Raw genomic sequence first — 19,964 nt, forward strand, 5'->3', positions numbered from 1 at the left:
ACGCGTCGGCCGAAATTCAGGCGATCGGCGGCCGAACGCACCGGCCGTTCCGCTGACTGGCCCGCACCGCCTGCCGGCTTCCACTGCGACGGCCATCACATCGGCCACGGCAGTCACGGCTCGGAGGTAGACCTCGTCGGCGTTCAGTCAGTCGAGTCAGTCCGATTCCGCACGGGCCGCAGCCCGGTTTCAATGCCGCACCGGTGTGCCGACGCGGCTACTGTCCGAGTCCGACTTCAGCTGCCGCATTTGTGCTCAGCCGGATTGCGCCGATCACCGGTCGCCCCGGGCTCACCTCTCATGAATTACTCAAAACAGTGGAGTACAGGCGCTCGGCGAGCTCGGCCTTGGCCGTCCAAGTGTGCTGCTTCGCCCAATCCAGCCCCGCCACCTGCATGCGGCGACGAGTCTCCTGGTCGGTGAGCAGGTCAAAGAGTGCTTGGGAAAGACGCTGCGGCAGGTCCTCGGCTTTGCCCAGGGGTACAGGGACTGCTCCGCCCGGTGCAGAGAAGTCCCCAACACCCTGGTGATCAAGGTGTACTACGGGCAGACCTCGGGCCCACGCCTCCAGCGTCTGCGCACCGAACGAATCGCGAAGGCTGGTGAAGAGCAACACGTCCGCATCATCGTAGGCTGCGAGGGTCTGCTCCCAGGCGAGCCGCCCCCGAAATTGTACCGACTCTGCTATGTCCATCCGGTCGACGGACTCCTCCAATTCTGAACGAAGCGGGCCATCTCCCAGCATCACGAGGCGGGCAGTGGGGACTTCGGCCCGGAGGAGGGCGAACGCTTGGAGGGCCAACCCCGGGGCTTTGATGGGAGCAAATCCGCCGACCCACAGGACGGTTGGAGGTCGGACGGGCCCCTCCACTTCTCCCTTCAGTGCCCGCCGCACGAGCCCCTCATACACCCCGTCGCACAGCATCATGTGGGTGTCCGAGCGGCCGAGGCGGCGGGCTCTGGACGCTGTGTCACGGTTAGTTGTCAGAACCAAGGCGGCGTCACGAAGAGTGGCCCGGCAGGAGGAACGGAGGCTCAGCCCCCGAACCCAGAGCAGTTCCCGCAATACCTCGTTGCGGTAGGCGGCGCCCAGATAGCGACGGTGGCTTCGAGGAGCCGTCTGTCCCCCACCCACAGGCCCGAACACCAACGGCGGTCCCAGGCGGCGCAGTGCGCTGCCGCCGACCAGGGAGCCGTATGAGACATGGTGGACCAGGTCTGAATGATCGAGGCCGTGTCGACGCGCATGATGCAGGGCATCGCGCTGCCACCCGTCGTAGCGCATGAACTCGGCAGTCTGGCTGCGCAGGAAGCCAGGCACTAGGTGGATCCACTTGGGCCGAGGCGGAAAGGGAACGAAATGGGGCCTGATACGGCTTCCGACGGGGCCAAGGCTCTCGATCCGCCGTGTGATGCGCTGGTTCCTGTCGGGGTCGGAACTGGTCAGTAGCTCCACCACGTGCCCTCGCTGGGCCAGTGCCTCCGCCCAGGCCCAGCCCATGCCCGGCTCGGTGCCACGGGTGGGGTCACAGGCGAACGCGACCAGGACGACGCGTAGTGGCCGCGTCCTGGCCACTTCGCAGCCGGTCTGTTCGCCAGATGTGTCCTGCAGCTCTCCTGCGAAAGCGCTCATTTCTGCTGACCTTTGCTGTTCGACGGCGCTGTGGCTGAACCGCACCTTTGGCTGGCCATCGGTGGTCCGGCTGCCTGTCCGCCGTCACAGTCGCCGCGGCCCGCAGTCCGAACGGAAAGGCCATTCAAGCCCGTTGCGCCGCATGCACGGCAGTGCCTGCCGTTTGCTGTGGGACACTGCTCGGGGGCGCCGAGTCCCACCCAAACGACGTCCACGTCGGCGGACGCCACGCCACGGCCGACACGCTGCCGGGCCACAGAGGTTCGGCCCATCGTCAGCAGCGGCGGATACGGCCGTACGACGACCCGCCTGCGCGTTCCGTGCGTCACGCCGCCCGCTCCGAGGCAGTGGCCGGGTGGATGGCCACGATGTTGTTCGTGGTACCGCAACGATGCTCGGGGGCCGACACCAGGCGTACTTCGCCCCCGTCCGTGACCCGGTGCATCTGGTAGCCATAGGCGGCCAGGATGTCCCAGGCTCCTCGAACAGGCAGCCCAGCGGCGGTCGCAGCTGGCGGCGTGTACTCGAAAATGATTACGGGCCTGTCCTCGGTGAGGATGGACCTCGCCCCCTCAAGCGCCCACTGCTCGTATCCCTCGATGTCCATTTTGATGAGTGCGATCCGGCGGCCCCTCGGCACTACGTCGTCGAGCCGCGCCACCTCGACGGACTCCTTGGCGGCCGCACTGTCGAACAGCCCGGCCAGGGAGGCACGAGATGGGTCCTTGTGGTGGTGCAGGGTGCCCCGAGACGTGTCCCTCCCCGCTGCGACCGGCAGTACCCGTACATTGCGCGCGTTGTTGAGCCGGATGTTCTTGGACAGCACGGCACGGGCATGCCGCGATGGCTCCAGCGCGATGACGAGTCCCTCGTCGGTGACGGTCCGGGACATGGGAAGCGCGTACGCGCCGTAGTGGGCACCTACGTCCACGATGTGATCGCCGGGGCTCACCCAGCGGTGGAGCTGGGTGAGTTCGGATTCGTAGTTGTTGCGCCACAGGTACATCAGCTTCGCGTTGCCCCGCCACTCCGGCGGACACCACATCCGCATTCCGGAGTTCCCGAGCGAGACCGTGGCTCCGATGCGCACCGCGGTCCGTGCCCGCCAGGTGGCCAGCCGCAGCAGCGAGGTGACCGGCTGCGCCGTGAAGGCGGGATGTCCCAAGATCCACCGCACCTTGCCGATCAGCGACATGCTTGTCCTCTCCCTGATACTCCTGCCCGTCTGCTCTGTCCGGAACGCCCTTCTAGCGCAGGGGGTAGGGCGGCTGGGTCGGTCCTTCCGTGCCGTGCCAGGGCCACCACCATTGACTGCCGAGTCACTCCCCACACGAAACGCGCGTTGCCGAACAGATACCGCCGCCACAGACGACGTGGCTCGCTGCCGATCCGGAACAGCCATTCCAGCCCGTTGTTCTGTATCCAGGGCGGTGCCTGGCGTTTGGTGCCCGCGATGAAATCGAATGCCGCGCCCACGGCCACGGCCACCACGGGGAGTTGGGCACACAGGTCGGCGGCCCAGCGGTCCTGCTTCGGGGTGCCGAGGCCCACCCAGACGATGTCCGCATCGGCGGCACGGATGTCTTCGGCCTGACGGCGCAGTTCCTCGGCGGTCAGCGGGCCGAAAGGAGGGGAGCACGTGCCGACGATCCGAGCCTGGGGGAAACGGCGGCGCAGTTCCCGGTGCAGCCCCTCCAGCACCTGAGGTGTGGAGCCGAGGAGGTAGTGGCGCACGTCGGTGTTCTGGCTCAGGGCAAAGACGTCCAGAAGCAGATCGGGACCGTACACGCGTGTGCCGGGCAGAGTTCTGCCACGGTGGAGCAGTTGGTTGGCCCAGACGACCGACTGTCCGTCGGGGAGGTTCAGAGAGGCCGAACGAAGGAGGCCGCGAAGCTCGGTGTCCTGGTCCGCCAGGGCGAGCGTGTAGGCGTTCGAGAGGTGGACGTCGCTGCCCTGCCCGGCGGTGAGGGCTTCCGGAGGATCGGGCTGGGCACGGCGGGTCTCGCGGATCCGCCGGGACAGGTGCAGCACATGGTCGGCTGCGCTCTCCCGCGTGTGCGCTGTGATGGGCACGCCCAGGCACTCGACCACGGGTGCGGCGGGCGTCGCAGAGGGCCGCTGGATGGGGGGCGGGGCCGTCATGAGCGGGCTTGAGGGATCGGCGACGAGGAGATCGGGCCGTTCCAGTGTTCGGTGAAGTTCCCGGAACCCAGCCGGCGGAAGTAGGTGATCGTGTCGCACAGCCCTCGCTCCACCGGAGTCGTGGGTTCCCAGTCCAGCAGTTCCCGGGCCTTGGTGATGTCCGGGCGCCGTCGTTCCGGGTCGTCCTGGGGGCGTGGGATCAGCGCGATGTCGGAGGCGGTCCTGGCCAGCTTGCCGATCCACTGGGCCAGTTCAAGCATGGACACCTCGTGAGGATTGCCCAGGTTGACCGGACCGCCGTGGTCACTCATCGCCATGCGGAGCAGTCCGTCGACCACGTCGTCCACGTAGCACAGCGATCTGGTCTGGCTGCCGTCGCCGGTGACCGTGATCGGCTCTCCCCGCAGTGCCTGGCTGATGAAGGTGGGGATGGCCCGCCCGTCGTCTGCGCGCATCCGCGGGCCGAACGTGTTGAAGATGCGCACGATCTTGGCATCGAGGCCTCGGGACCTGCGGTAGGCCATGGTCAGCGCCTCCCCGAAGCGCTTCGCCTCGTCGTACACCGAGCGGGGGCCGACCGGGTTGACGTTGCCCCAGTAGCTCTCCGGCTGGGGGTGGACCAGGGGGTCCCCGTACGTCTCGGAGGTCGAGGTCAGCAGGAAGCGGGCGCCCTTGGCCGCGGCCAGGTCCAGGGCGTGCCAGGTGCCGACCGATCCGACACGAAGCGTCGCCAGGGGCAGCCGCAGGTAGTCGGTGGGCGAGGCAGGGGAGGCCAGGTGGAACACAGCGTCCACCTGGCCCGGCACCTCGAGCCCGTGGGTGATGTCCCGGTCGTTCAGCTGGAAGCGTCGATCTTCCTTGAGGTGTTCGACGTTGTGGAGGCTGGATGTCAGGAAGTTGTCCACGCAGACCACCTCGTGGTCCTCATGGAGCAGCCGCTCGCACAGGTGGGACCCGATGAAGCCGGCTCCGCCCGTCACTACCGCACGCATGCGCGTCCTCTCGGCCGCCCCGCCCCAGGGGGACAGGCGGCAAGTAGCAGTGTCATTGCTGAAGCTCAGGTTGATGTCGTGTTTCCATCCATTAGTCAGTTATCTGCTGATTGGAGTCCTGATGCAGGCATATGACATCGAATCAGGTAGCTTTTCACCCGTTCTGCCTACGAAGATGGATGGAATGCTCGTAGCCGCTGGAGAGACGGCACACGATCGGCAGCCCCTGGAGGAGCGGCAGTCGGCGTGGGGAGCCCTGGCGGCCAAACGGGCCATCGACCTGATGGGGGCCAGTGTCCTGCTCCTGGTGCTGGCGCCGGTTCTCCTGGCGGCGGCCGTCGCCGTGAAAGTCGACACTGCGGGCCCCGTGCTCTTCCGGCAGCGGCGCACGGGCTGGCAGGGCGAGGAGTTCCATGTCCTCAAGCTGCGCACGATGCGGGTCGGGGCCGAGAGGATGCGCGGGGCCATGGCGGCTCGCAACGAGGCCGACGGGCACCTGTTCAAGATCCGCGACGATCCGCGGGTGACCGCGGTCGGGCGCTGGTTGCGCCGCTTCTCCCTGGATGAGCTACCGCAGCTGATCAACGTGCTGACCGGGCAGATGTCCCTGGTCGGCCCCCGACCACTGCCTGTGGAGGACTCGTCGTTCACCGGGAAGGCGCGCCGTCGCCTTCAGGTCCGGCCGGGACTGACCGGGCTGTGGCAGATCAGCGGCCGGTCCGACTTGGCCTGGGAGGACGCCCTGCGTCTGGACCTGGAATACGTTGACACCTGGTCCATCCGGCTGGACTTGGCGATCCTCTTCCGCACCTTGCCTGCCGTGCTGCGCGGTAACGGCGCCTACTAGGGCCAGCGTGTGGGAATGCCGCGTCTGAAGAGCTTGAACCTCCGTACTGCCGGCCGTCTGCTTCGACAGCGCCACGTTCTCCTGCCCGTGTGCGCCGCCGCCGTCCTGCTGCTGGCGGGCGCCGGCTGGATCGCCGTCACCGGTGTGCTCGCTCGGAGCGAACTGCTCGCCGCCCAACGGAGTCTGGAGACTCTGCGCGGGCAGGTTGCCGCTGACTCGCCACCCCGGGGCTCCGCCCAGCGCCTGCGATCTGTCGAGGCCGCCGTGCACCGGGCTGCGAGACACGCCGCCCGGGCGCACCGCCTCACCACCGGGCCGGCCTGGTACCCGGCGGCCCAACTGCCCTTTGTCGGAGGACCGCTGCGCACCGTGCGCGGTGTCGCCGAAGCCTCCGACCGGCTGACCCACGAGGTGCTTCCTCCGCTGGTGCGCACCGCCGCCCACTTGGGGGGCGACGCAGGAGGCGATGTCGGACACCTCGATCTCGCCGCGCTGCGCCACTCAGCTCCCGCTCTGAAACGGGCCGCGCGCAGCGCCTCGGAAGTGCGTACGGATGTCGACGAGTTGCCCCGCAGCACGTGGCTGTCGGCCGCTGACAATGCCCGGGCCCGGCTCGCTGAGCAGCTCGGCCCGATCAGCACCGCAACGGACGACGCCGCCATGGCGGCCAGGGTGATTCCGCCCATGCTCGGAACGGACGGGCCGAGGCGCTACCTGGTGGTGTTCGAGAACGCCGCCGAGGCCCGGGGCACCGGCGGGCTTCCCGGGGCGTTCGCGGTGCTCACCGCCAAGGGGGGGCGGCTGAGCTTCGAGGACTTCGGCAACGACACCGAACTGTCCGACATCCGTGCCGCGGTCGACCTGCCGGACGAGTACGCCAAGCTCTATGGCCCCAACGCTCCGACCAGCACGTGGGTCAACACGAATCTGAGTCCGCACTTCCCGTATGCCGCCCGCATCTGGACCGCTGCCTGGCACGCGCACACCGGCCGGCGACTTGACGGTGCGATCTCGCTCGACCCCGGTGCGTTGTCCGGTCTGCTCGCGCAGTCCGGATCCGCCTCGCTGGCCGACGGGACGGTCGTCACCGGCGCCAACGTGGTCGATCTCACTCAGCGCACCAGCTATGCGGCATACGAGAACGTCGAGGAGCGCAAGGCGTTCTTTCTCGATGTCGCGCGTGCCGTCGCCGATCGGCTGATGGGAGCCATGGACGATCCGGCGCGCCGCCTGCCACTGTTCACGGCCCTGCGGCAGCAGCTGCAGGACGGACGGATCAAGGTGTGGAGCGCTCACCCCGAGGAGCAGCGTGAGGTGCGGAAGCGTCCTTTCGGAGGCGCCCTGCCGGATGGGCCCGCGCCACTCGCCGGGCTGGTGGTGACCAACGCGGCGGGCACGAAACTGGACTATTACCTGGATCGCCACCTGGTGTGGGAACCGGGCCGGTGCAGAGCCGGGGAGCGTGAAGTGACCGTGACCGTGCGCCTGTCCAACCGGGCACCGGCCTCGGGACTGCCCTCGTATGTCACCCAGCGGGTGGACGAGCCGCCCTACCCGACGCGGCCCGGCGACAACCGGCTGCTCGTTTCGTATTTCGCCAGCAAGCAGTCCGGCCTGACCAAGGCCACACTCGACGGCCGCCCGGTGCTGTTGGCCTCAGGGGACGAACGCGGCCATCCCGTCTACATCCTGGACCTGGAGATGCCCGTGGGTTCCACCCGTACCCTGGTGCTCCATCTGCTGGAGCAGCGCAGCGACCTGCCCCCGACCGTGCTGCGTCAGCCGCTGGTCCATCCGCTGCACGCCACGGTTCGGCCGTACGGTCCGTGTGAGGGCTGACCGGTGGCGTTACGATCCCTCAGGCCGGGGACATCATGCGCTCGAGTCGTCGGCACCTCGACGAGTCAGCGGGGCCCCCGCTTCGCCGGGACGAACAGGACGCGGAACGTCTTGGGCCAGAACTTGCCGGTGATCAGGAACTGGTCGGTGCCGGGGACGGCCGCGATACCGTTCAGCACGGATCCCTGCACGCCTTCGTCCTCACGCAGCAGGCCCGAGGCATCGATGCTCGCCGTCACCACACCGGTGGCCGAGTCGATGCGCACGATCCGGTCGGTGAACAGCACATTGGCGTACACGGCCTCGCCCACGCACTCCAGTTCGTTCAGCTTCGTCACCGGTCGGCCGCCCTGGGTGACGGTGATGCCGCCCGTCCGCGCGAGCGTCCCGGAGTCCCGGAACGTCAGCCGGGACGACCCGTCGCTCGTCACCAACCGGTCCCCGGACGGCTGGTGGCACACTCCCCAGCCCTCGTCGGGGTACGGGACACGACGCACCTCCGACAGCGTCCTCGCGTCGCGTTCGATGGCGATCCGGTTCCGCCAGGTGAGCTGCCAGAGCCTTCGGCCGAGCACCGTGATCCCCTCACCGAACAACGGCGCGGGCATTGCTGTGCGGACGGTCGGGCGCCCGCCCGGCGGGCCCGCCCGCACCGAGGACCGGCCGGCCAGGCCGGTGCTCTCGTACAGCGTGCCGCCGGCCATCTCCAGTCCCTGGGTGAACGCCTGCGGATCGTGCGGAAGAACCTCGAGCACCTTGACCCGCAACTGCTCGACGTCGTCCGCAAAGACCGACCCGCTCTCCGCTGTCCTGTCCCCGACGGCCGTGCCGGACCTGGCGTGTTCCTTCGTGTCCCCCGCCGCACAGGAGGTGAGCAGCACCCCCCAGAGCATGGCTGCCACAGTGATTCGCAGGCGTTCAGACACGACAGGTACCGCCTTGCTTCACGATGGCGCTGAGCGGCGTCGCCAGGGGCCGGCGCAGAAGAGCGGGGGTGCGGTCCGCGTGCGGTTCCGGCAGGTGCAGCACCGGGGTGCGGCTGGACGGGGCAGTTTGCCTCGGCGGTGGCTGTCTCGGTCTGTTGCCGAAGTGTGGGAAGGCCAGGCGGCCGCGATCGGCCCGCAGTCGGGCGAAGGCAGCAGGAACCACCCCCCTGCCACAGGTCTCGGCGATGTGCCGCAATGCGACGAAGCAGCGCCGTTTCCCGTGCACAGCGAGCATCAGCGACAGGATCCCGGGCGCGACGGCGGCGCCGGTCATGGCGGGGGTGACGCGGGCGAGCTGCCGCGAGAGCCGCTCACGGGTCCGGTCGGCCGTCGGTCGCCGGGTGGCACGCGACCCCCGACCGGTCACGGCCGGCACCCTCGCCGCGATGCCGGCGGCTCGGTGCGGTTCCGGAGAGGGCCTCTGCAGCGCCGTACGCGCACGGTCAGGACCGGGCCGCCGGGGAAGGGAAGAGAACGGCTGTGAACCGGGCCGGACCCGTGGTGCGGGCATGCGCCCGCGCGGCAGGCTTCCGTCGGGCCGTGAGCAGTTCGGAGCGAGCAAGCAGTCCATTTTCTTCGCTCTCCTCGGTCATGTGCGGGCCGGGCGGCGCGGCGACGGCCTTGACCAAGACTGAATACACGGACCGTCAGCGTGCATGACTGCCGCACAGTGCGACGTCGCTCAGAAGCCACCGGATGGTGTAGCACTCGCTCTGCCTCGGCGCACGCGCACCGGTGACGGTGGACCGGACCGCCGATGGACGTGTGTCTGCCACCAGGGCTGTTTGTCGGGCCGAGATGGGGGTGGCTACCCGGACCGAGACGTTCGAGCCCCTATTTTCAAGGGTGCATACAGGGAGTAAACGCCATCTTCGGGCGGCTTCCTCGGTTCTATGATGGGGTACAGGTTGGATCTCCACGGATTCCTGAAGGCTCTTGCCAGACGCTGGCCGACCGTTCTGGTCTGCCTGGTTCTCGCGGTCGGGACGGCGCTCGCCGCCACGAACCTGACCACCCCTGTCTACGAAGCCAGGACTCAGCTCTTCGTCGCCACCCGCACTGGTGAGGACACCGCTCAACTGAGCCAGGGGCAGACGTTCTCGCAGGCCCGCGTGCAGTCCTATGCAGCCATCGTCTCGACCCGCCGGGTGACTGCACCCGTGGTTCGTAAGCTGAAGCTGCGCACTACACCGGAGGAGTTGGCCTCGAGGATCACGGCCGAGGCCCCGCTCGACACGGTGCTCATCAATATCACCGTCCGGGACACCGTTCCCAGTCGTGCCGCCAAGATCGCAAACGTCGTCGCCGCGGGGTTCACCGCCGTCGTCGAGCGACTGGAGAGACCCGCGCAGCTGAACCGGCAGTCCTCAGCAGGCGAGACGGACGAAACCGATGTGCCTGTTTCCCCCGTCTCCTTGGGCGTCACCCAGCCGGCGGTTGCGCCCGCCGATCCTGTCTCGCCACGCCCGCTGCTCAATCTGGCTGCCGGAGTGCTCGGCGGACTGCTGCTGGGTGCCGGACTCGTCGTCCTGCGCGAAACCCTGGACACCACTGTCAAAACGAGTCAGGCGCTCGGCGAGCTCACCGGGCTGCCCAGCCTCGGATCCATCCCGTACGACAGGAATGCACCCAAACAGCCGCTCGCTGCCGTCACTGGGTACTCCGGGCGCGCCGAGGCGTTCCGCAAGCTGCGCACGAATCTGCAGTTTGCGCAGGTCGACGACCGCCCCCAGATCATCATGGTGACCAGTTCGGTACCCGGCGAGGGCAAGACCAACACCGCGGTGAATCTGGCTCTCGCCCTCGCCGAGGCGGGCGTGTCCACCTGCCTGGTTGACTGCGACCTACGCCGCCCGACTGTGGCCAAGACCTTTGGTCTCGTCGAGGACGCCGGACTGACAACCGTGCTCATCGGACAGAGCCGTGTCGATGAGGTGATGCAGCGGGCCGGCAATCGCCTCTCGGTGCTCGCCAGCGGCGCCACCCCTCCCAACCCCACTGAACTGCTGGCCTCGGCGCGAATGGGAGAGGTCCTGGGCGAGCTCGCAACCACTTATGAAGCGGTGATCGTCGATACCGCGCCGTTGTTGCCGGTCGCCGACACGGTCGGACTCGCCCCACTGACGCAGGGCTCGCTACTGGTCGTCCGTGCCTCCAAGACCAGTCGTGACCAGCTTCGCACCGCCACCGAAGCGTTGGAACGCGTGGGAAGCCGCATCCTTGGCACCGTCTTCAACATGGCTGCGACATCCCAGAGCGACTGCTACGGCAGCTACACGACGTACGGCGAACTTCCTGCGCCCCGTGTGTCGGCCCACCCCAAAGAGGGGGCGGGCCTTGATCCCTGATCTCGGACGCCAGGATATGGATTCCGAGCCGGACTTGGCGGATCGTTGCAGCGGTTCTGTCCGGGTACGGGAATCGCGTTTCGTCTTCGAGTGACCTCCGTCTGTGGTTCTCCTGAGCCCGGCACATGGAAGGGCGCTGCCCGGGAGCCTTGGTGGCGTCCCGGGCAGCGCCCTATCAGGTGGGTGGCGTCAGCCTCAGAAGGTGAGCTTGAAGCTGTTGATGTAGCCGGTGTCGTAGCGGGCCACGTCCTGGACCCGGAGCTTCCAGGTGCCGTTGGCGGTCTCGCTGGAGGCGTTGACCGTGTAGGTCTCCTTGACGTCGTTCGCGGAGTCGGAGCCGCTGGAGTTCTTCAGGCGGTAGGCCGAGCCGTCGGGGGCGACCAGGTCGATGACGAGGTCACCGCGCCAGGTGTGGACGATGTCCACGCCGACCTTGAGGGCGGACGGGGCGTTGCCCGTGCGGCCGGTGACGGTGACGGACGAGGTCACCGCGGCGCCGCGGTCCGGGATGGCCACGTCGGTGGTGTTCTCGAAGACCGTGCCGTCGCCCGGGTCGCCGCCGCCGTCACCGGGGCGGGAGCCGACGTTGACGCCGGCCCAGGCGTCGGTCACGGCCTTGACCTCGGCGCTGGCTGCTCCGTACAGCTCCGTCGCGACCGCGAGGGTGCCGGCGCGGGCGCCCGCGTAGTCGGTGCGGGAGCTGAACTTGGTGGTGAGCGCCTTGTACCAGATCAGCGCGGCCTTCGCCCGGCCGATGCCGGTCACCGGCAGGCCGTCGGAGGTCGGCGAGTCGTAGCTGACGCCGTTGACGGTCTTGGCGCCGCTGCCCTCGGAGAGCAGGTAGAACCAGTGGTTCGCCGGGCCCGAGGAGTAGTGGACGTCGACGTTGCCGATACCGGAGTACCAGTAGTCCTTGGAGCTGCCGTCCCTGCTGGGCCGGTCCATGTAGCGCAGCGGGGTGCCGTTGCCGCGGATGTCGATCTTCTCGCCGACGAGGTAGTCGCCCACGTCCTGGGAGTTGTTCGCGCTGAACTCCACCGCCGCGGCGAAGATGTCGCTGGTGGCCTCGTTGAGGCCGCCGGACTCGCCGCTGTAGACCAGGCCGGCCGTGTTGGAGGTGATGCCGTGCGTCATCTCGTGCGCGGCCACGTCGATCGAGGTGAGCGGTTTGGCGTTGCCGTCGCCGTCGCCGTACGTCATGCAGAAGCAGCTGTCCTGCCAGAACGCGTTGACGTAGTTGTTGCCGTAGTGCACCCGGGAGTACGCGCCGACGCCGTCACCGCGGATGCCGCTGCGGCCGTACTCGTTCTTGAAGAAGTCCCACGTGAGAGCCGCGCCGTAGTGGGCGTCGGCGCCCGCGGTCTCCAGGTTCGACGGCGAGCCGTTGCCCCAGATGTCGTCCGAACCGGAGAAGAGGGTGCCGGTGCCCGACGTGCCGCGGTTGAGGTTGTACGTCTTGTGGCTGCCGCGGGTGGTGTCGGTGAGCGTGTACGACGGGGCCGTGCCCAGCGTGACCTGGCCGCTGTACTGGGTGTTGCCCGTGCCGTTGTGGACGGCCTGCCACTCGTAGAGCTTCTCGCCGGTGGCCGCGTCGGTCACGACGTGCAGCTCGTTCGGGGTGCCGTCGTGCTGGAGTCCGCCGACGACGGTCTCGTAGGCGAGGGTCGGGCTGCCGGTGCCCATCCAGACGACCTTGCGCGGCGCGCGCTCGGCCTTCGTCGCCTTCGAGCCCTCGGCCCTGGCGGCGCCGAGGGCCTGCTTCTCCGCCGTGCCGGCCGCGACGTCCGCGCGGGTGTCGACGTTCTTCAGCGCGGCGCGGGACGCCTTGGTGACCGCCTGGGTCGCGCCCGTCGCGGACTCGGCGACCACGAGGTCGCCGCCGAGGACCGGCAGGCCCTCGTAGGTGCGCTCGTAGCGGGTGTGCGTGGTGCCGTCGCGGTCCTGGACGACGTCCCGGACGACGAGCTTCTCCTGGGCGGTCAGGCCGAGTTGCTTCGCGGTGGCGGCCGTGGTGGCGGACGCCTCGCGTATCAGCTCCGCGCGCTGGGAGGGGGACAGATTCTTGGGCAGCGCGCCGGTGTCGGCCTTGCCGGCCTTCGCGGCGGCAGGGGCGGTCGGCTGGGCTGCTGCGGAGGCTCCGGTCTGGAAGCCGACCGCGAGCATGGCGGCAGCGGCGACAAGAGCTCCGGTCGCGGTGGCGCGCCGGCGATGCGTGGGTCTCACGCGGACTCCTTCTGCGAGGGGGGTACCGGTCGGCTGGGTGGGTCGACCGGGCAGAGCATGCGGAGCGGTGGTGCGTGGATCGATGCCTGGAACGGGGGAAGACTGGCAGCCGTGACCGTGTCCTGTCAGGAGCGCGACAAGAAGTTGGCCGGAATTCGTCCGTTGCCCGAGAGGTCATGTTCGTTAAGCGGACGTTTCGCGGGCCGTCGCCACCCCGGAGTCGGTCATTCGTCCGGGCCCGCCCCGGAAAGCGAGCGGATGTTCACGCGCAAGTACGCGGCTGTGAACGGCACGTTGAGCGGAAGGCGCTCAGCGGGCCGGACGGCGCTCCCGGCTGTGGCTCATTCCGTTCCACGCGCAGGGCAGGACCGCGCCGGCCTCGCCGAAGCGGAGGGCGGCGCGCCGCATTGTTCAAGTAGCCCGGTGGCCAGCCGAATTGATAGGGGCGTCACTCCATGGCTAGGCGGTGGCCTGCGGGCCGTAGCGGGTCGGCAGGGCGAGGCGCCAGGACAGCAGGACCGTCATGGTCACGCAGACGAGGTCGAAGACCAGGACCCCGCCGGAATCCGCGCTTGATGAGCACCGTTCGCACCGGTCGGGCATGAGCAATCCGGTCCAGCAGCGTTTCATGGATGGTCACCGTTGGTAAGGGTGGCGGTCCTGGCGGCAGACCGCCCGGACGCGAAAGTTCGTTCGCTGCGAACAAGGCTGGGAGCCGGCCCGAGCGTGCCGGGAATTTAAGGAGACGGCTTCTCCCGGCTCCTCCTTCTGTCGCCCTCCGGCCCAAGCCGATCAGGCCATGACGCTCGATGCCCGTACAGGTGGAGACCTCCGCACGGAGATTGGTCTCATCTCCCCACGATGGCTACGGCCTGGCTTATGACGACGGGGTCCGGGCGATCGACGTCTGGCAGGCCACCGATGCATCCGTCTCCGGCTGAGTACCAGGCAGTGGTTCCTCCGCCGTCCCTCCCACCTGGAAACCGCAGGCGAAGGGAAGTCGGCCCAACGGCTACCCAGACGGACCGTCATCAGTACTCGTGATCGAGGGGGCGAGCCCCGCGCAGAGTGCAGGGTGGGGCGGTTTCCGCTGCGGAGACCGCCCCACCCCGTGAGTGTGACGCCGGTGCGTTACTTGGCAGGTTCGGGTTCGAAGCTGGAGCCGGAGGTTCCCATCGTGACCCGCAGGGTGTCGTAGCCGCCCTTGCCGTCGTTGGCGTGCTTGTTCCAGTACTGGCACTTGTAGCCGGTGTCGGACTTCCAGTCGAACGCCTTCGCGACGGGGAGCTCCTCGCAGGCGAGCTTGCTGGCGTCGGTGCGCCCCGACTCGGTGCCGTAGTTCTCGTTCAGTGAGTTGTACACGAACTTCGCCACCAGCAGGCCCTTCTTGGGTGTGGTGGTGTAGGAGGTGATGACGCTGCCCTCCCGGTAGCTGTCGCTGATCTTGACCTCGTAGGGGACCTCGGCACCCTCGTACGTCACGACGCACTGACTGACCGCGCCGGCCTTCTGGGTCACGCCATCGGGGCACTTGGCGCTGGTCTCACCGGCCACGCCGGCGGTGAGGAGGATGGCCTCGCGCAGGCGGTGCTCCACCTGCTCGGTGAGGGGCGCGCCCTGCTTGGGGGCCGGGGTGACCTTGAGGTTGTCTTCGCCGCGCTTGCGCACGTCCTTCTGGGGGCCGTCGATGGCGACCGGCATGGCCTTCTGCGCGGATTCTCCGCCACTGGAGTCGGCGGAGCTGCCGTCGGAGCCGCAGCCGACGGTGAGCAGACCGGACGCGACCAGGCCGATCAAAATCTTGGGGTTTCTCATAAGCGGAGCGTAAACGCCGTCACTGACACGCCGTACAAGGATGGCCGGGCGGCACCGGGGGTCCACGGCAGTTCGAACCATGGGCATAACAGGATGGAAGTTGATCAATTGCACTCGTCAGAACTCCGGCTGCGCGGGCACCATGTGCCGCATGGGGGGCGCGGTCGTGTCAGAACTGTGACAGCGGCCCGCAACGGAGTTCGCCGCTCCGGCTGCGGCGGACGCTGGTGACGACGTGGGCCGGACCGTGTCGGTGGACTCCACCGTCTGCCGGCTCACCAACCATTCGGCCGGAGCCAGGAGGGAGTCCGGACCGGCACGGTTTTCGGAGTGCAGGGGCGCCAGGTCGACCGCGCCGATGGCCCCCGGAACGGCAGCACAGTGCCGGCGCCGTAAGCACGACGGGATAGTCCTCTGTGCATGGCTGTTTTCAGGGACTTCAATTTCAAGCTGCTGGTCATCGAGAAGCTCATGTACTGGGACCGGACCCTCACGCCGGTGTTCAGCATCGAAGAGCGGATGGAGGCCAGGGGGATCACCGACCTGCAGTCCCACGTGTTCGACAACGACCTGGCGTTCACGGTGCTCGATGAGTCCCGCACCTTCTTCGGAGAGCTCGAGATCAGCCAGGAGTTGCTGGCGAGCGTGGACACGCTGGTCGTCGACGGCGGGCATCAGGTGTACTACGAGTGCTCCCCGGTCTGGGACGGCGAGGACGATCTGTTCGACGTCCACTCGCTCGACGACCTGGCCTCGCGGCACAGGGTGTTGCCACGGCCTGATGAACCGGCGCCAGGCCGTGGTGCCCCGGGGCTGCCAGGTGGCGGGCGTTCCGGACGGTGACCGCCGGCCGAGTCCAGGGCTGGCGGGGCGTGTGCGCGGCGTGCGGGTGGGAGACGGTACGTTCTCAGCGGATCGGACCGTGCTTGCGGAGGCGGCCTGACGGGAGGGGGCCACATGGATGTCGATCGCTTGGCGCAGGTCGGGGTGACGTATTTCGCGACGCTCGGTACTGATGCGGTGCTGAAGGTACGCGAGCTTCCTGACGGTCTCGGTGTCTGCGTGTGGCGCCCGATACGGGGCGGGGGGAAGATATTCGTCGCGCGGGATGAGTCGGTACTGTTCGTGGGCTCCGCAGCCGACTTCGACTCCGGTCTCGCCGCCTTCCGCCAGGGCCGACGCACCCCCGCCGAACAGTTTCAGCGCACGCCCGACAGCGACTCGGCGGGAGATACGCGATAGCTGTCACGCTTCCCACGAACTGCCCATCACTGACTGTCGCCTGTGCTCATGATCGCCTGGATTTGCTCAATCACTGCTAAAGATCCACCGGCAGTGCTCACGGAATCGCGGACCCTACAACGGAACTCAGCTCACCACGCTGTCGCGCCACGCCCGGTGCAGACCCGCGAACCGGCCCTCGCCGTCGATCAGTTCCTCGGGTGTGCCGTCCTCCACGATCCGGCCGTGCTCCATCACCAGCACCCGGTCCGCGATCTCGACCGTCGACAGCCGGTGCGCGATCACCACCGCCGTACGGCCCTGGAGCACCGTGTCCATCGCCCGCTGCACCGCCCGTTCGCCGGGGATGTCCAGCGAACTCGTCGCCTCGTCCAGGATCAGTACCGCCGGGTCGGCGAGCAGCGCCCGCGCGAAGGCCACCAACTGCCGCTGGCCCGCCGAGATCCGCCCGCCGCGCTTGCGCACGTCCGTGTCGTACCCCTCGGGCAGGGACGCGATGAACTCGTGCGCGCCGATCGCCTTCGCGGCCTGCTCGATGTCCGCCCGGGTCGCCTCCGGCCGGCCGATCGCGATGTTCTCCGCGACCGTCCCGGAGAACAGGAACGCCTCCTGCGTCACCATCACCACGCCGCGCCGCAGTTCGGGCACGGCCAGGTCGCGCAGGTCGGTGCCGTCGAGCAGCACCCGGCCCTCGGTCGGGTCGTAGAAGCGGGCCAGCAGCTTGGCCAGCGTCGACTTGCCGGCGCCGGTCGAGCCGACGACGGCAACGGTCTGCCCGGCCGGGACGGTCAGATCGAAGCGGGGCAGCACCTCGCCGCCCGTGCGGTAGGCGAAGCGGACCTGCTCGAAGACGACCTCGCGGCCCGGCCTGCCGGACTCACGCTCCGGCAGCGCGCGGGGCTCGGGCGCCTCCGGCACGGTCGGCGTCTGCGCCAGCAGGCCCGCGATCTTCTCCAGCGAAGCGGCCGCCGACTGGTAGGAGTTGAGGAACATCCCGAGCCGGTCGATCGGGTCGTACAGCCGCCGCAGATACAGCACCGCCGCCGCCAGCACGCCCAGCGCCAGCGTGCCGTCGGCGACCCGGTACGCGCCCCACAGGACCATCGCCGCGACGGCGGTGTTGGCGACGAGCCGGGAGCCGACGACATAGCGGGCCATCTCCAGCAGCGCGTCGCCGTTGCGGCGCTCGTGGTGGTGGTTGAGCACCTCGAACGCGGCGTCGTTGGCCCGCTCCCGCCGGAAGGCCCGCACCGGGCGGATGCCGTTCATCGTCTCCGCGAACTTGACGATGACCGCCGCGATCGCCGTCGAGCGGTTCATGAACACCGGCTTGGCCCGGCGCTGGTAGAGCCGTACGAGGAGGTAGAGCGGGACGAACGACAGGACGGCCATGCCGCCGATGCCGAGGTCCAGCCAGAGCAGCATCGCCGAGATGTACACGAAGGCGAGCACCACGCCGATGAGCTCCTGCAGCCCCTCGCTCAGCAGCTCGCGCAGCGACTCGACGTCGGTCGTCGAGCGGGAGATCAGCCGGCCGGAGGTGTACCGCTCGTGGAAGTCGACGCTCAGCGCCTGCGCGTGACGGAAGATCCGGCCGCGCAGATCGAGCAGCACGTCCTGGTTGACCCGGGCGGAGGCGCGGATGAAGGCGTACTGGAACACTCCCGCGGCCACCGAGCACAGCGCGTACCCCGCGCCGACGGCGATCAGCGGGCCGTAGTCGTCCGCGCGCAGCGCGGGGACGCCGCGGTCGATCGCGTACGCCACGAGCAGCGGGCCCGCCTGCACCGCCGCCTGCTGGAGGAGCAGCAGCACGGCGGCGAGCACGACCCGGGCGCGCCGGGGCGCGAGCAGGGAGCGCAGCAGTCTGCCGGTGGCGCCGGGCGGCGCGGGGAGGGCGTCCTTGTCGAACGGGTCCTCGAGGGCGGGCGCGTCCGGAGGACCGGGGGCGTCCGTACGGCCGGCGGCCGCGCCCGCGGGGTCCTGGACGCCGGGGTCGTCCGGCACGGTCTCCGCGGGCGGCGGAGGCGTCGTCCGGGGTGTCGTCGGGGGCGTCGTCGTCACAATGTGATCCCTTCGGCGTCCGCGCTTCGCTCGGTGTCCGCGCCGGACATCAGCCACGCGTACTCCGCGTTCGTACGCAGCAGTTCCTGGTGCGTGCCCACCGCCGCGATGCGGCCCTGGGACAGCAGGGCGACGCGGTCCGCGAGCATCACCGTCGACGGCCGGTGGGCCACCACCAGCGCGGTGGTGTCCGCGAGGACCCGGCGCAGGGCCGCCTCGACCAGCGCCTCCGTGTGCACGTCGAGCGCCGAGAGCGGGTCGTCGAGGACCAGGAAGCGCGGCCGGCCGACGACGGCGCGCGCCAGCGCGAGCCGCTGGCGCTGACCGCCGGACAGGCTGAGGCCCTGCTCGCCGACCTGGGTGTCCGCGCCGTGCGGCAGCGCGTCCACGAAGCCGGCCTGCGCGATGTCCAGGGCGCGGCGCAGCTCCGCGTCACCGGCGCCGGCCGGGGCGCCCATCAGGACGTTCTCGGCGACGGTCGCGGAGAACAGCGTCGGCTCCTCGAAGGCGACCGACACCAGCTCCCGCAGCCGCTCGCGCGCGACGGCGGTGATGTCCTGCCCGTCGAGCGTGATCCGCCCGCCGGTCGGCTCGTACAGCCGCGGTACGAGCGCGGTCAGTGTTGTCTTGCCGCTGCCCGTGCCGCCGACCAGGGCCATCGTCTCGCCGGGGCGCACGTGCAGGTCGATCCGGGCGAGGACGGGCGCGCTGTCCGCGGCGGCGTCGGGATAGCGGAACTCGACGCCGTCGAAACGCAGTCCGCCGTCCTCCCCTGTCTCGGCCGGGGCGGTCCCGGCGCCGTGCGTCTCGCGCTCCTCCTCGGCGTCCAGCACCTCGAAGTACCGGTCCGCCGCGGTCGCCGCCTCCTGGCTCATGGCCAGCAGGAAGCCGATCGACTCCACCGGCCAGCGCAGCGCCAGCGCCGTCGACAGGAACGCCACGAGCGTGCCCGCGGAGAGGCCGCCGTCCGCGACCTGGACGGTGCCCAGCACCAGGGCCGCGCCGATGGCCAGTTCGGGAATGATGGTGATCAGCGCCCAGACGCCGCCCAGCAGCCGGGCCTTGCCGAGCTCTGTGCCATGCAGCCGCTGCGACAGGGCGCGGAACGCCCGGGCCTGGCTGCGGTGCCGGCCGAAGCCCTTGATGATCCTGATGCCGAGGACGCTCTCCTCGACGACCGTCGTCAGATCACCGACCTGGTCCTGCGCCTTGCGCGCGACCAGAGAGTACTTCGCCTCGAACAGCGAGCAGACGAGGACCAGCGGCAGGACCGGCACGAGCAGGACCAGCCCGAGCGTCCACTCCTGCCCGAGCAGGATGACGAATCCGACGAGGATCGTGGTGCCGTTGACGAGAAGGAAGGTCAGCGGGAACGCCAGGAACATCCGGAGCAGCATCAGGTCCGTCGTGCCCCGCGACAGCAGCTGGCCCGAGGCCCACCGGTCGTGGAAGGCCACCGGCAGGCGCTGCAGATGCCGGAACAGGTCGGCCCGCATGGCCGCTTCGACGCCGGCGAGCGGCCGGGCGACCAGCCACCGCCGGAAGCCGAACAGCACCGCCTCCGCGACGCCCAGCACCAGCAGGAGCAGCGCGCCGAACCAGACCCCGCCCGGGTCCCGCCCGGCGACGGGGCCGTCGACGATCCACTTCAGCACCAGCGGGATGACAAGGCTCAGGCACGAGGCCACGACGGCGACGAAAGCCGCACTGAACAGGCGCGTACGGACCGGCCGGACATACGGCCACAGCCGCAGGAGCGAACGCACGGCGGAGCGGTCCTCGGAATCGGAATGTGTGGTGGGCATCAGGGGTGAGCCTACGATTCACCACTGA

The 19,964-nt window shown here is 69.2% G+C and carries 15 protein-coding genes; 5 read left to right on the forward strand and 10 right to left on the reverse strand.

The window, feature by feature from the left end:
* Positions 1-298 precede the first annotated feature (298 nt).
* The 4 genes from ACWD01_RS04030 to ACWD01_RS04045 all read right to left on the reverse strand — a co-directional run bounded on the left by ACWD01_RS04030 (position 299) and on the right by ACWD01_RS04045 (position 4,767).
* Complete coding sequence (locus tag ACWD01_RS04030) at positions 299-1,633, reverse strand: glycosyltransferase family 4 protein (protein ID WP_451157803.1); 1,335 nt, start codon at positions 1,631-1,633, stop codon at positions 299-301.
* A gap of 325 nt (positions 1,634-1,958) precedes the next feature.
* Entirely contained in the window at positions 1,959-2,828 is an 870-nt protein-coding gene (locus tag ACWD01_RS04035; RefSeq protein ID WP_451157805.1) for an FkbM family methyltransferase, read from the reverse strand.
* A complete protein-coding gene (locus ACWD01_RS04040) occupies positions 2,819-3,724 on the reverse strand; it encodes a WecB/TagA/CpsF family glycosyltransferase (RefSeq protein WP_451157807.1) in 906 nt (301 codons plus the stop codon). Before ACWD01_RS04040 ends, ACWD01_RS04035 begins: the two co-directional genes overlap by 10 nt.
* Positions 3,725-3,771: 47 nt before the next feature.
* Positions 3,772-4,767, reverse strand: a complete 996-nt coding sequence (locus ACWD01_RS04045) for a UDP-glucuronic acid decarboxylase family protein (RefSeq protein ID WP_451157809.1) — start codon at positions 4,765-4,767, stop codon at positions 3,772-3,774.
* Between the two features lie 184 nt (positions 4,768-4,951).
* On the opposite strand from ACWD01_RS04045, the gene ACWD01_RS04050 reads away from it, so the two are divergent.
* Together ACWD01_RS04050 and ACWD01_RS04055 are read left to right on the forward strand one after the other, a co-directional pair.
* Entirely contained in the window at positions 4,952-5,614 is a 663-nt protein-coding gene (locus tag ACWD01_RS04050; protein ID WP_451157811.1) for a sugar transferase, read from the forward strand.
* Between the two features lie 369 nt (positions 5,615-5,983).
* The gene (locus ACWD01_RS04055) at positions 5,984-7,453 is read left to right on the forward strand and encodes a DUF4012 domain-containing protein (protein WP_451157813.1); all 1,470 of its coding nucleotides are present in this window, start codon (positions 5,984-5,986) and stop codon (positions 7,451-7,453) included.
* A 65-nt stretch (positions 7,454-7,518) separates the two neighbouring features.
* On the opposite strand, the gene ACWD01_RS04060 is transcribed toward ACWD01_RS04055, so the two are convergent.
* A complete protein-coding gene (locus ACWD01_RS04060; RefSeq protein WP_451157815.1) occupies positions 7,519-8,346 on the reverse strand; it encodes a glutaminyl-peptide cyclotransferase in 828 nt (275 codons plus the stop codon).
* A gap of 1,001 nt (positions 8,347-9,347) precedes the next feature.
* Between ACWD01_RS04060 and ACWD01_RS04065 the strand changes: the two genes are divergently transcribed.
* Complete coding sequence (locus ACWD01_RS04065) at positions 9,348-10,787, forward strand: polysaccharide biosynthesis tyrosine autokinase (protein WP_451157817.1); 1,440 nt, start codon at positions 9,348-9,350, stop codon at positions 10,785-10,787.
* A 195-nt stretch (positions 10,788-10,982) separates the two neighbouring features.
* Here the strand turns inward: ACWD01_RS04065 and ACWD01_RS04070 are convergent, their stop codons facing one another.
* The 3 genes from ACWD01_RS04070 to ACWD01_RS04080 form a co-directional block, all read right to left on the reverse strand.
* Positions 10,983-13,010 carry a M4 family metallopeptidase gene (locus tag ACWD01_RS04070; RefSeq protein WP_451157819.1) on the reverse strand — a complete coding sequence of 676 codons (2,028 nt, stop codon included), beginning with the start codon at positions 13,008-13,010 and terminating at the stop codon, positions 10,983-10,985.
* Positions 13,011-13,469: 459 nt separating this feature from the next.
* Entirely contained in the window at positions 13,470-13,640 is a 171-nt protein-coding gene (locus ACWD01_RS04075) for a hypothetical protein (RefSeq protein ID WP_451157821.1), read from the reverse strand.
* A 501-nt stretch (positions 13,641-14,141) separates the two neighbouring features.
* Positions 14,142-14,825, reverse strand: coding sequence for a hypothetical protein (locus tag ACWD01_RS04080; RefSeq protein ID WP_451157823.1), 684 nt, complete (start codon positions 14,823-14,825; stop codon positions 14,142-14,144).
* Between the two features lie 420 nt (positions 14,826-15,245).
* On the opposite strand from ACWD01_RS04080, the gene ACWD01_RS04085 reads away from it, so the two are divergent.
* Both ACWD01_RS04085 and ACWD01_RS04090 read left to right on the forward strand, forming a co-directional pair.
* On the forward strand, positions 15,246-15,668 hold the full coding sequence (locus ACWD01_RS04085; protein ID WP_451157825.1) for a DUF6892 domain-containing protein: 423 nt from the start codon (positions 15,246-15,248) through the stop codon (positions 15,666-15,668).
* A gap of 114 nt (positions 15,669-15,782) precedes the next feature.
* The gene (locus ACWD01_RS04090) at positions 15,783-16,067 is read left to right on the forward strand and encodes a hypothetical protein (protein ID WP_451157827.1); all 285 of its coding nucleotides are present in this window, start codon (positions 15,783-15,785) and stop codon (positions 16,065-16,067) included.
* A 126-nt stretch (positions 16,068-16,193) separates the two neighbouring features.
* Here the strand turns inward: ACWD01_RS04090 and ACWD01_RS04095 are convergent, their stop codons facing one another.
* Positions 16,194-18,074, reverse strand: a complete 1,881-nt coding sequence (locus ACWD01_RS04095; protein ID WP_451157892.1) for an ABC transporter ATP-binding protein — start codon at positions 18,072-18,074, stop codon at positions 16,194-16,196.
* Between the two features lie 53 nt (positions 18,075-18,127).
* Positions 18,128-19,936: an ABC transporter ATP-binding protein gene (locus ACWD01_RS04100; RefSeq protein ID WP_451157829.1), complete on the reverse strand. Its 1,809-nt coding sequence runs from the start codon at positions 19,934-19,936 to the stop codon at positions 18,128-18,130.
* Between the last annotated feature and the right edge of the window lie 28 nt (positions 19,937-19,964).

The organism is Streptomyces sp. NPDC002835, from assembly GCF_053591995.1.

Bases quoted from the DNA above. Each gene is read 5' to 3' on its own strand.
- ACWD01_RS04030 (WP_451157803.1), bottom strand. From the start codon at position 1,633: ATGAGCGCTTTCGCAGGAGAGCTGCAGGACACATCTGGCGAACAGACC.
- ACWD01_RS04035 (WP_451157805.1), bottom strand. From the start codon at position 2,828: ATGTCGCTGATCGGCAAGGTGCGGTGGATCTTGGGACATCCCGCCTTC.
- ACWD01_RS04045 (WP_451157809.1), bottom strand. From the start codon at position 4,767: ATGCGTGCGGTAGTGACGGGCGGAGCCGGCTTCATCGGGTCCCACCTG.
- ACWD01_RS04050 (WP_451157811.1), top strand. From the start codon at position 4,952: ATGCTCGTAGCCGCTGGAGAGACGGCACACGATCGGCAGCCCCTGGAG.
- ACWD01_RS04060 (WP_451157815.1), bottom strand. From the start codon at position 8,346: ATGCTCTGGGGGGTGCTGCTCACCTCCTGTGCGGCGGGGGACACGAAG.
- ACWD01_RS04075 (WP_451157821.1), bottom strand. From the start codon at position 13,640: ATGAAACGCTGCTGGACCGGATTGCTCATGCCCGACCGGTGCGAACGG.
- ACWD01_RS04080 (WP_451157823.1), bottom strand. From the start codon at position 14,825: ATGAGAAACCCCAAGATTTTGATCGGCCTGGTCGCGTCCGGTCTGCTC.
- ACWD01_RS04085 (WP_451157825.1), top strand. From the start codon at position 15,246: ATGGCTGTTTTCAGGGACTTCAATTTCAAGCTGCTGGTCATCGAGAAG.
- ACWD01_RS04090 (WP_451157827.1), top strand. From the start codon at position 15,783: ATGGATGTCGATCGCTTGGCGCAGGTCGGGGTGACGTATTTCGCGACG.
- ACWD01_RS04100 (WP_451157829.1), bottom strand. From the start codon at position 19,936: ATGCCCACCACACATTCCGATTCCGAGGACCGCTCCGCCGTGCGTTCG.